Genomic DNA, 12,444 nt, shown 5'->3' with positions numbered 1-12,444 from the left:
TTTTATTGGGGTTTACTCACACTCACACACCCACTCACGCTAATTTTAAAAGTGTCGCTATATATCCATTAAATTACACTTTAGACTTGGATATCTATAATCAGTAAAAAGATAAAAGTAAACTTATATAACATAAAAAGAGTTACCTTCTACATCTGTAGAAGGTAACTCTTTTGACTATAATATATTCTATTCAGCTTTAAATAGTGTAGTACTTAAATATCTTTCTCCAGTATCTGGAGCTATAACTACAACTTTTTTTCCTGCTCCTAACTCTTGAGCCACTTTAACAGCAGCTGCTACTGCTGCTCCACAAGAGATCCCAACTAAAATCCCTTCTTCTACAGCCAACTTACGTGCCATCTCCATAGCCTCTTCATTCTCAATCTGTTTAACTTCATCTAAGATATCAGTATTTAAAACATCAGGAATAAATCCTGCTCCAATTCCTTGAATCATATGTGGGCCAGGATTTCCTCCACTAATAACAGGGGATCCTGTTGGTTCTACTGCTACAATCTTAATTCCTGAAATTTCTTCTTTTAAGACTTCTCCCGTTCCAGTAACAGTTCCACCAGTTCCTACACCTGCTACAAAAGCATCTAAGTTTCCATCAGTAGCCTCTATAATCTCCTTAGCAGTTGTCTTTCTATGTACTTCAGGGTTAGCTGTATTCATAAACTGTTGTGGCATAAAATAATCATCATTAGCATCTGCCAACTCTTTAGCCTTGTCTATTGCACCAGGCATCCCTTTCTCTCCAGGTGTTAACAGAATTTCTGCTCCAAAAGCCTTTAATATCTTTCTTCTTTCAATACTCATCGTGTCTGGCATCGTTAAAATAACCTTATATCCTTTAGCAGCTCCAACCATTGCTAGACCAATTCCAGTGTTACCACTAGTAGGCTCAATAATGGTACCACCTGCTTTTAATAACCCTTCTACTTCAGCACTTTCAATCATATTAAGAGCAATACGATCTTTAACACTTCCTCCTGGATTGAAGGATTCTAACTTAGCATAAACCTCTGCAGCACCCTCTGGGACTACTCTATTTAATTTAACCATGGGAGTCTGACCAATTAATTGAGTAATATTATTTACAACTCTCATCTTTATCCCTCCTCTATATTCAAAACCGAGTAAATCACTATGTTTATATGTTATTCATATTTTAACAAAATGTTCGCCTTTTGTCAAGAATATTATAGTGGCGTTTCCAATCTTTGCGTTGGTATGATTTCAAAGATAACCTGATAATCAGCTCCAAGTCTATCTTTTATCTTATCCGCTAATAATTTAAAATAATGCTTATCAGTATTAATAGGGGTATATAAGATAATATCTACCTTCTTATCTTTAACATCAATTGAGAATAATCTACTCTCTAGCTCATCGCCAAAATGTTCTCGGTAGATTTGACGAACTACATCTTCTGGTTCTTCTTTAACCATCTGATTATAGGTGATTACCGACAAAGGTATAGTTAATAAGATTACTGAGATAGTTAAAACAACTAAGCTCTTTTTAATCAACTTTTTGGCAGTAGATTCATACCACCATTGTGGCTTTAATCCCTTAAAATAAAAGACCATGATTATAGCTAATAGCAGAGTAAATAAGTTACCTAACAACAATAATGAAGCACCTATTATCATATCTACATTATGTAAAGAGATTCCTACACCTATAGTAGCCATAACTGGAATCAAGGCAGCAGCAATAACTACTCCGACCAATTGTTGTGATTTAACATGAGTAATCAATGCATAAGCCCCTGCTCCACCTGCTGCTAGTGCTACTAATAGGTCTGGCAAGGTGGGTAACATCCTCACCTGTAAGGCATGGGTTATTGAAACATTAGGAATTATCAACCCAAAGATAGCTCCAATAGTAATGGCAATTCCCATAATTGCTAGCTCTACTATGATTCCTTTGACCAATAGCTTTAAATCTCCTAAGACAATCCCTATAGCCATAGTAGCTATTGGTCCAAATACAGGGGCGATAATCATGGCCCCAACTATTACTGGGGTATTATCAAGAATTAATCCTAAGGTGGCAATTATAGCAGCCACCACAGCCAAAAATACTAGTTGGCTACTTATCTCACTATTCTCCTTAGCATAAGTAACAATAGTCTCCCGACTGGCTCGATATGCCTCTTTTTTGGCCTTCTCTTTATTACTTGGAATTACAGTATCAGGCGTAAAGATAATTAAACTGCGATGTACATTATTAGTAAAATCAAAACGATTCTTTAGCTTATCTATCAGTACATCAACATTATGATATAAAAGATTTATAATAAGTAGATCCCCTGACTTTGATTCAATTAATTTATAATCCTCAATCTCCACCCCCAAATTCTTTAGTAATTCAACAGCATCTTTTCCTTCACCTGAAGCAAAGGTAGCATGAACAACTTGCATATCAAACCTCCTTTAATAATATTCTATCCTAGTCTTATATAAAAAATTATTAATTCTTACTATAAAGATAGAAATTTTATACCATTTTAAAATCTATAAACTAACATAAAAAGACCCCCTAAAGGGGGAATAATCCTAATAAATCAACTCTTTAATTATATTATCATATAACTACTTATTCTTCATACGTTCTAAAATCAACTGATATCCGTCAGCACCATAATTTAAAGAGCGTTTTACTCTACTGATAGTAGCAGTACTTGCCCCAGTAGTTTCAGCGATCTCTTCATATGTGTAACCTTCATTTAGCATCCGAGCTACTTCTAGCCTCTGGGCTAAAGATTTTAATTCATTAACAGTACTTATATCCTCAAAAAATTTATAACACTCTTCTTTATTCTTTAACAATAAAATAGCCTCAAATAACTGATCAGTAAATTTATCTTGTAACTTAGATTTCAAAACTTACACCTCCATAAATTATATCTATCATACCTTTTACCTATATTATAATAAACTTTCTATTCTTTTACCAGTGATTTAACTTGTTAAAGTATAAAAGTATAATGATTGATTTAGTAATAAATATAGAAAAAGTGTGGAAAAATCCACACTTCCAAGATCACATATAAATATATTTTAGAATAAACAAGAGACCAAATAAAGTTATAATCCAATGTACATCCTTACCTTCACCATACAAATACTTTACAATAGGATAAATAATAAATCCTAAAGAGATACCATTTGTAATCGAATAGGTAAAAGGAATTGCAATAAGAGTGATAAAAGCTGGTATAGCTTCTGTAACATTATCCCAATCTATATAAACTACATTCTTCATCATCAATGAACCAACAATAATTAAAGCTGGAGCTGTCGCTGCTACTGGTACAATTGCAACTAATGGTGTAAAGAAGATTGATAGCAAGAAACAAAGTGCCACTGTTACACCTGTCAATCCTGTTCTTCCTCCTTGAGCCACCCCTGTAGCAGACTCAACATAAGTGGTAACAGTTGGTGTTCCCATCAATGCACCAGCCATCGTTCCAACTGAGTCGGCCAATAAGGCACGATTAACTTTAGGCAGATTCCCATCTTTATCTAAAAACCCTGCTTGTTGACTTACTCCAATCAAAGTACCTGCCGTATCAAATATATCTACAAATAAGAAGGAAAATATAACTGACAAAAGTCCTATATTCAATATACTCATAATATCTGCCTTAAAAAAGATAGGTTCCCAACTTGCAAAAGTAGGAGCTTTGATAATAGCCTCTGGTAACTCTACAATTCCAAAGGGAATCCCCATCAATGTGCTAACAATAATTCCAATTAAGATAGCGCCCTTAATATTATAAGCCATCAATACAATTGTAATTATAATACCAAAAAGAGCTAATAAAGTAGTAGGTGCAGTTAAATCTCCTAAATCAATCAAAATTGCCTGACTATTAACTACAATTCCTGCACTTTCCATTCCTAATAAAGCAATAAACAGCCCCATTCCTCCACTGATTGCCAACTTTAAGTTCTTGGGCATAGAGTTGATAATCGCCTCTCTTACCTTAGCTACACTTAAAATTAAAAAGATAATACCTGAAACAAAGACAGTTCCCAAAGCCTGTTGCCAGCTAAGTCCCAACTTTAATACTACTGTATAAGTAAAGTAAGCATTTATCCCCATTCCTGGAGCCAAAGCAAAAGGATAATTTGAAAAGAAAGCCATACATAAAGTACCAAAAGCTGCCGAAATAGCTGTAGCAATCGTTACTGCTTCAATTGGCATACCTGTTGCTGATATTATATTAGGATTGACAAAGATAATATAAGCCATCGTCATAAAGGTCGTAATTCCTGCAAAAACCTCTGTCTTTACATTAGTATTATTTTCTTTTAATAAAAATACTCGTTCTAATAAAGCAGTCATTAAATTTCCCCTCCATTTATTATCGTTCGTGTTTTATTGTGCTTTTTCTTTAAACCGTTATTAATGTTAACATATAACTTGGTAATAGTCAATAATTAAACTAATTTTTTATAAGAATATACGATGTATGTTCGTATTATAAAATGATTTAAAGCAATTAGTATCAAATCATAAAAGAATAAGAGGATGGTAGCTACCATCCTCTTATTGAAGAAATCTGACCAATATTTAGTTGTTTACAGAAACATTTCAACTAGTAGACTTCTTTATATTAGAGGAGATTAATTCTTTAAAAGATATATTGGGTTAGATATATAATTCCTGTTAAGGAGATAGTACTCAATAAGGTTGTTGTCAACACAACTTGAGAAGCAAAATCTGGCTCATTATTAAATTCTACTGCAATCAGTGCCGTACTTACAGCTGTCGGTACCGATGAAGAGATAAACAATACTTGAGCAGTATTACTGTCTATTTCCAATAATAGAATCAATAAATAGGCTAAAATTGGTCCAATCAATAATCTAGTAAAGCTAGCTATATAAACATCTAAATCCTTGAAATTAAATTTAGTGGCTGTTAATTGAATTCCTAACATAAGTAATGCTATTGGAATCATCCCATCCTTCATATATAAAATAGCAGGCCACAAGAAGGATTCTGTAGGATTATAGGGTACTACTTTAAATATTAAAGCTAAAGCAATTGCATAGACTGTGGGCATACTAAAAATTGTTTTGAGATTCTCCTTATAATCCATCTGTCCCCTTCCAGCATTATAAAATCCTAAAGTATTAGTTATTAAGGTCTGTACAAGTAAGACCATGATCTGTACAGAGATAGCATAAGCTGCAAAGGCAGTCCCCCCAAAGACTAAAGAGATAAGCGGAAGAGAAAAATTACCAGAATTATAGAACATAATAGCATTTTTAAAGGCACTCTCCCTTGCTATACTATGTCCTCGCAACTTGGCAATTATCACACTTATTAAAGCAAGAGCTATAATAAAGAGTGTTGCAAATAATAATACCTTCAATAGTCTTGTATCTATCTTGGTCTCATAGATCTTTACAAAAATTAAAGAAGGGATGAAGATATAAAAGTTGACCTTACTTAAAGAGTTGATATCCAATTCAAATTTTGTAGCCAGCATATAACCTAAAATAATTATCAGAAAAATTGGTGATATATTATTAAATAGTACAAACAAAAAAACCTCCACTTGTCTTCCTCCTTATTCTTATAGATAGAGAATGTCAGTAATAATACTATAGTTCAAGATAAATATATCTACCCCTTCTTCTACCAAATTATTAAGGGCTCTTCTGACTGTCATTCTACTTAACTTAAAAATATCACTCAATTCCCTTTCAGAAGGTATCTGTTCTTCAACTTCGTAATATCCTATTTCCACCTTCTCTCTAATTATATTCTCTAATTGATAATACAAAGGGTCGGACTATGTTCATCTATTTTTATAAACTCCTCCTTCTTTTTATATAATAATTTTTTAATCATAACTTTATAATTTAAAAGAAAATCATTAACTAAAGATATCCAAGTATAAAGTGTAATTTAATGAATAATAGCGACACTTTCATATCTGGAATCAGGAATCTGAAACCAGTATTTATAATTGATTCCTGATAACCGACTTCTTCTACTTAATTATCTATTATTAATCTAATTTTCACAAAAGTCGTGGAAGAGCCATAACTTATTCTAATATATCTGTAAAAACATATGATTCATCAATAGATTTCACAAGCTTTGCTGGACAATTTTTAATAGAAATATTATCATCAGAAAATCTCCGATAAGCATCAGCCTTCTGTTTACCGAAAAAGAGCAGAAAAGATTCTTTAGCCTTTAGCAGTAAATTTCTAGATGCACTTATTCTTTTAGCAGGAGGTTTAGGAGAGTTATCTACTAAAATATATGAATCCGAATCTTCCTTAATAGATGGATGATCAGGAAATAATGAAGCTGTGTGCCCATCTTCTCCCCCACTTAATAATAAGATATCCATCTTTCCACCATACCGGTTCAACTCTTTCACATAATTACTTAAACCTTTATCATCTTGATTAGGATCATAAATAAATGGATGTAAATTTTCTTCTGTTATCTTTCCACTCTGAATTAATTCATTTAAAAAGGCTTCTCTGGCAAGCTTATAATTACTTTGATCATTATCTAATGGTACAAGACGTTCATCAGCCATAAAGATATGCACCTTATTCCATTCAATAGAATAATCCTTTAAACAAGAGAATATCCCAGCAACTGAACTACCACCTACAATACCCAAAACTAAATAATCATTCTTGTGAAGCAAAGCTTCAATTCCCTTAACCATCTTTTTAGCAACCTGTTCTTCTAACTCTTCTCTAGCACCAACTATTCTTTCCATTGATATACCTCCTTATTATCTTCTTAATTATAATATATAGAATATTATAAAATTGTTCAAGTCAAGCTCTTTAATGGCTACTTGTTATTAAAGTGACTAAATATAGAGATATTACGACACTTTTTATAATGGTAAATTTACTAGCCACAGGTTTCAACCTGTGGTGATGATGACATGTTACACTACGGGGTTTTAACCCGTAGCTAAAACTTAAAGTGTCGCAATATATCCATATTAAAACACATTTAACTTAAATTTCAGAAACATAAATCTATATCAAAAACCACAAAAGAGTACAGAGAAATTCCCCTGTACTCTTTTAAATTATCCCATGAAAATATATTTAATAATAAATAATAGTCCTAAAATATAAACTACCCAATGAACATCTTTACCCTCACCATGAAATAATTTTACAATTGGATAGAGAATAAATCCTAAAGAAATACCATTAGCAATAGAATAAGTAAAAGGCATCGCAATAATTGTCACAAAAGCTGGTAAACTTTCCGCAATATTTTCCCAGTCTATCTTGATTACATTTTTCATCATCATAAGCCCAACAATAATCAAAGCTGGTGCTGTTGCTGCTGCTGGTACAATTGCTATAATCGGTGCAAAAAAGATGGATAATAAAAAACAAAAGGCTACTACTACTCCAGTTAATCCAGTTTTACCACCTTCAGCTATTCCTGCTGCTGACTCAATACAAGTAGTTACTGTTGGAGTACCCATCATCGAACCTGCCACTGTTCCAATTGAATCTGCTAATAATGCTTTATCTGCTTTTGGCAAATTGCCCTTATCATCTAAGAATCCTGCTTGTTGGCTCAAACCAATTAAAGTTGCAGCCGTATCAAATAAATCTACAAATAAGAAAGCAAAGATAATGGTCAATACCCCTTTATCAAGTACACCTCTAATATCAGCTTTAAATATTATCTCTGACCAACTATCAAAACTAGGTATCTTAATAATAGCTGTTGGCATCTTAGCTACTCCCAAAGGAATTGCTAAAATAGTCACAGCAATAATTCCAACTAAGATACTCCCCTTTATATTCTTAGCCATCAATATACCTGTTATAATCAAACCTAATAATGATAAAATAGTAGTTGGATTGCTTAAATTACCTAGAGTAACTAAAGTAGAATCATGATTAATAACAATTTCAGCATTCTGCATCCCAATAAATGCAATAAAGAGACCTATCCCTGCACTTACTGCCAACTTTAAAGTTTCAGGCATAGAATTGATTATTGTCTGCCTAACTTTAGTAAAGGTTAATAATAAAAAGATGATTCCCGAAAGAAAGACAGCTCCTAATGCCTCTTGCCACGTAAAACCCATCCCCATTACAACTGAATATGTAAAGTAAGCACTCAATCCTAAGCCTGGAGTTAGAGCAAAAGGATAATTAGTCATTAATGCCATACACAAAGTAGCAAAGGCTGCCGAGATAGCAGTAGCAATCATCACTGCCTCAAAGGGCATCCCAGTTTGACTTAAAATATTTGGATTGACAAAGATAATATAAGCCATTGTCATAAAAGTAGTCAGCCCTGCAATTATCTCTTTTTTCAGATTTGTATTATGTTCTGTTAGTTTGAATAATGATTCTAATGATTTTAGCATAAAATTCCCCTTTCCTTATTACAGCTAACTTATATAAGTTATATAGTTAAAAATAAAAACCCCCAAACTACAATTCCTGATTAGGAACTATAATTTGGGGCAATAAAGATAATATATCAACTGTAAATATCTCATCTCCATACCCCGTAGTCGATTAGTTTACGGCTAATCGGTAGAAACTGTCGAGCCTTATCCTCGATATTATACGGAATTATTAATAATTTTGTAATATAATTATTAATTTTTTATTAATTATATGGTATAAGAGATATATTGTCAAGTTTCAAGGCAAACTAAAAATAAAAAGGCATAATTTGATTAATAATAAAAAGGAGATAGTTGACTAAAAGTCAACTATCTCCTTTAAATATATTCATCAATAAATTAAGCTGCTCCTAAAAAGACATATTTAAGAATAAATAATAGACCTAATAAATATACAACCCAATGAACATCTTTTCCTTCACCGTGAAATAACTTAACAATAGGATATAAAATAAATCCTAAAGAAATACCTGTTGCAATTGAATAGGTAAAAGGCATTGCAATGATTGTAACAAAGGCTGGTAAACTCTCAGCAACATTTTCCCACTCAATATCTACAGCATTTCTTAACATTAATGAACCTACAATAATCAATGCAGGTGCTGTAGCAGCTGCTGGTACAATTGCAATTACAGGAGTAAAAAAGATTGATAATAAGAAACAGATTGAAATAACAACACCCGTTAAACCTGTTCTACCACCTTGGGCTACCCCAGAAGCCGATTCAACATAGGTAGTAACAGTTGGGGTTCCCATCATAGAACCAGCAATTGTCCCCACTGAATCTGCCAGCAATGCTCTCTCTACCTTAGGTAAATTACCATCTTCATCCAAGAATCCTGCCTGCTGACTTACACCTACTAAAGTTCCTGCTGTATCAAATAAATCTACAAATAAGAATGCAAATACTATTGTTAAAACACCTTTAGCCCATGCTCCAGCAACATCAGCTTTAAATAATACTGGAGACCAAGTAGATAATTGTGGCACTTCAAAAATCTTTTGAGGCATCTCTGCTACTCCAAAAGGAATAGCTAAGATAGTGATGATAATAATTCCCCATAGGATACTCCCTTTTACTTCCTTAGCCATCAATAATCCTGTTATAATAATCCCTAATATAGCTAAGATAGCACTAGGATTTGTTAAGTTACCTAAAGTAACTAAAGTTGCATCACTATTTACAACAACTCCTGCATTTTGCATACCTATAAATGCAATAAATAACCCAATACCAGCACTTACTGCTGATTTTAATGTATTTGGCATCGCATTAATAATCGTTTGTCTTACCTTAGTCAATGTTAGCAATAAGAAAATAACCCCAGAGATGAATACAGCCCCTAAAGCCTCTTGCCAAGTAAGTCCCATCCCTAATACAACAGTATAGGTAAAGTAAGCATTAAGTCCCATACCTGGAGCTAAAGCAAACGGATAATTCGATAAAAAGGCCATACATAAAGTAGCGAAAGCCGCTGAGATAGCTGTAGCAATCATTACCGCCTCAAAAGGCATTCCTGTAGCCTTAACGATATTTGGATTTACAAAGATAATATAAGCCATTGTCATAAAAGTAGTAATTCCAGCAACAACTTCTGTCTTGATACTTGTCTTGTTCTCTGATAACTTAAAAACTCTTTCTAAAAAACTAGCCATTAAAGTTCCCTCCTACAATTAAGATATTTTATTAGAATTAAAAACAAAAAAATTCCCAAGACATAATTCCATGTAGAATTAGTGACTTGGGATAAAAGATGTAGTTTAAAACTAACATCAACATCCCGTAGTCGACTAGTTTACGGCTAATCGGTAGAAACTTTCAGGCCCTATCCCTGATATTATACGGAATTACTTATACTTTTATTTTATTGATATCATTGATATAAAAATCAACTTAACGTTGATAGGTTTAATCATATCTTATATTTACATTGTAATATTAACACAAATCTAAATCATCTTCAAGAAAAAACTAATATTTTTATTTTATTTATTTATTTTGTTCGTGTTTAACTATTTTGTATGATTATTCTCTTAAAAAGGTGCTATCTACTAGTATAGTCATTTCAAACCTATAATTAACTGATTTATCTACATGACTATAGCCATCCAACTTTAGAGTGAAATAATAGAAAGATAGTATGATATTTTTTTGGAATCTGGAATCAGTAGTCAGGAATCAATTATAAACACTGGTTCCAGATTCCTGATTCCCGACACGAAAGTGTCGTAATATCTCTCTATAACATCATATTTAATTTTCATTCTAAATTTGCTAATTAAAATTTAAATTTATCTACTAATTTAGATAAATCAGTAGACATAATTGCTAATTCCTGTGAAGAACTGACAATCTCTTGGGTAATAGCAGATTGCTGTTGACTAGAAGCAGAGACCTCTTCAGTATTAGCTGCAAACTCCTCAGTTACAGAAGCTATGTTGTCAATAGAACCTTTAATATCATGACTCTTGATATTCATACTATCAATATGAGAGGTTACACTCTGAATAACCTGACTTAATTCCAGAGCAATCTCTTTAATATCCTTGAATCTATCACCAGTCTCCTCAATAGATTCAACACTATCACTAACTACCCCTTCACTATTTTTCATCTGTTCAACAGCCTTATCTACTTGACTTTGAATATTTCTAATCAACTTAGCTATATTACTTGTAGCTACTGAGGATTCCTCAGCTAACTCCCTGATTTCATCAGCTACAACAGCAAAACCACGCCCATGCTCTCCAGCCCTTGCTGCTTCAATTGCTGCATTTAAAGCCAATAAATTGGTCTGCTCTGCTACACTACCTATTAAATTTACTATCTCATCAATCTCTTTAGAATTTTCACCTAAAGCAAAGATAATTCCAGAGACATCTTGAGCACTGGTCTTCATTCTATTAATCATTTGGATAGAATGATCAATAGCTTGGTTTCCTAACTTTACATCCTCTAAGACATTATCAGAAATTTGATTCATATCCTTAGTTTTATTTTCAATACTTTCAATCTCTAGATTTAACTCACCCATACTACTAGATATCTTCTCTATCTGGTCAGAATTTTCCTCAGCCCCAGTAGCTATCTCTACGACAGATTTGGTGATTTGGTCTGCACCTTCACCCATCTGATCTCCTGCTGCTGATAACTCTTCACTAGAAGCTGTTAAATTCTCAACAGATTCACTAATATTAATTACCATATCTGTTAAATTAGCAAGCATATTATTAAGTGACCTTCTTAATTGACCTATTTCATCCTCAGACTTTATCTCCAAGCTTTCTAGCTCTAAATTACCTTGAGCAATCTGATTAGCAAATGTAGCTGCTTCTATCATTGGACTAGATAGTTTAAGTGCAATAAAATAAAAAGAGATTATAATTAATAAAGAAACAATAGAACTAAAGATTAATACCTTATTAAAGACTTCAGAAATCATCTGATTAACGAATTCCTTAGAAGCTCCTACATACCAAATCCCTATAATCTCTCCTTGAGCGTTTTTAATAGGGGTATAACCAGTCTGATAAAGATGACCTACCACATTTGCTTCTCCATAATAATCTCTACCTTCTTCTAACACTTTCCTTTCCACTTCTTCAGAGACTAAAGTACCAACTACCCTTTTGCCATTTTTTTTAACATTGGTAGCTACCCTTTTATTTTTAGCAAAGATAGTTACAGTATCATTAGTTAATTCACCAATATGGTCTACAATAGCAAAGTTATTATTCATCAATACTTCACCCTTGTAGAGCTTATCACCTTCAAGACGCCAATCACCTGGAAATCTCTGTTCAATAATATCATAACCTGTGGCTAAATCTGTCTTGACCTTATTAACTGCTACATCTTTAGCCTTATCAGTGACTACAACTTTTACTACAATTAAAGTTGCTCCCAATAATAGCACTATACTAGCAATAATCATAGCTACTAACTTCTTCTTTAAAGATGTCTTTTTAATTAAATTCATAGATTAAGC

At 32.9% G+C, this 12,444-nt stretch carries 10 protein-coding genes and 2 riboswitches; all 10 genes read right to left on the bottom strand.

All coding sequences use genetic code 11. The features are described from left to right. Positions 1-189 precede the first annotated feature (189 nt). Complete coding sequence (gene cysK, locus ACTCDL_RS04310; RefSeq protein WP_463174304.1) at positions 190-1,113, bottom strand: cysteine synthase A; 924 nt, start codon at positions 1,111-1,113, stop codon at positions 190-192. Between the two features lie 92 nt (positions 1,114-1,205). Continuing rightward, positions 1,206-2,432 (bottom strand): TIGR00341 family protein, encoded by a 1,227-nt coding sequence (locus tag ACTCDL_RS04305; RefSeq protein ID WP_463174302.1) that lies wholly within the window; start codon positions 2,430-2,432, stop codon positions 1,206-1,208. 171 nt (positions 2,433-2,603) lie between these two features. Next, on the bottom strand, positions 2,604-2,894 hold the full coding sequence (locus tag ACTCDL_RS04300) for a YerC/YecD family TrpR-related protein (RefSeq protein ID WP_463174301.1): 291 nt from the start codon (positions 2,892-2,894) through the stop codon (positions 2,604-2,606). 160 nt (positions 2,895-3,054) lie between these two features. Beyond that, positions 3,055-4,362, bottom strand: coding sequence for an NCS2 family permease (locus tag ACTCDL_RS04295; protein WP_463174300.1), 1,308 nt, complete (start codon positions 4,360-4,362; stop codon positions 3,055-3,057). Between the two features lie 289 nt (positions 4,363-4,651). Continuing rightward, entirely contained in the window at positions 4,652-5,584 is a 933-nt protein-coding gene (locus ACTCDL_RS04290; RefSeq protein WP_463174299.1) for an AEC family transporter, read from the bottom strand. 18 nt (positions 5,585-5,602) lie between these two features. Next, on the bottom strand, positions 5,603-5,812 hold the full coding sequence (locus ACTCDL_RS04285) for a GntR family transcriptional regulator (RefSeq protein WP_463174297.1): 210 nt from the start codon (positions 5,810-5,812) through the stop codon (positions 5,603-5,605). Positions 5,813-6,079: 267 nt separating this feature from the next. Beyond that, a complete protein-coding gene (gene pgl, locus ACTCDL_RS04280) occupies positions 6,080-6,775 on the bottom strand; it encodes a 6-phosphogluconolactonase (RefSeq protein ID WP_463174296.1) in 696 nt (231 codons plus the stop codon). A 324-nt stretch (positions 6,776-7,099) separates the two neighbouring features. Further along, complete coding sequence (locus ACTCDL_RS04275) at positions 7,100-8,410, bottom strand: NCS2 family permease (RefSeq protein ID WP_463174294.1); 1,311 nt, start codon at positions 8,408-8,410, stop codon at positions 7,100-7,102. A 127-nt stretch (positions 8,411-8,537) separates the two neighbouring features. Then, positions 8,538-8,639, bottom strand: a riboswitch (purine riboswitch). Between the two features lie 155 nt (positions 8,640-8,794). After that, on the bottom strand, positions 8,795-10,111 hold the full coding sequence (locus tag ACTCDL_RS04270) for an NCS2 family permease (RefSeq protein WP_463174293.1): 1,317 nt from the start codon (positions 10,109-10,111) through the stop codon (positions 8,795-8,797). A gap of 108 nt (positions 10,112-10,219) precedes the next feature. Further along, positions 10,220-10,321, bottom strand: a riboswitch (purine riboswitch). A 413-nt stretch (positions 10,322-10,734) separates the two neighbouring features. Continuing rightward, positions 10,735-12,435: a methyl-accepting chemotaxis protein gene (locus ACTCDL_RS04265; protein WP_463174292.1), complete on the bottom strand. Its 1,701-nt coding sequence runs from the start codon at positions 12,433-12,435 to the stop codon at positions 10,735-10,737. Positions 12,436-12,444: the final 9 nt, after the last annotated feature.

The organism is Orenia sp., from assembly GCF_055140805.1.
This window is presented reverse-complemented; position numbering and strand designations above follow the sequence as displayed.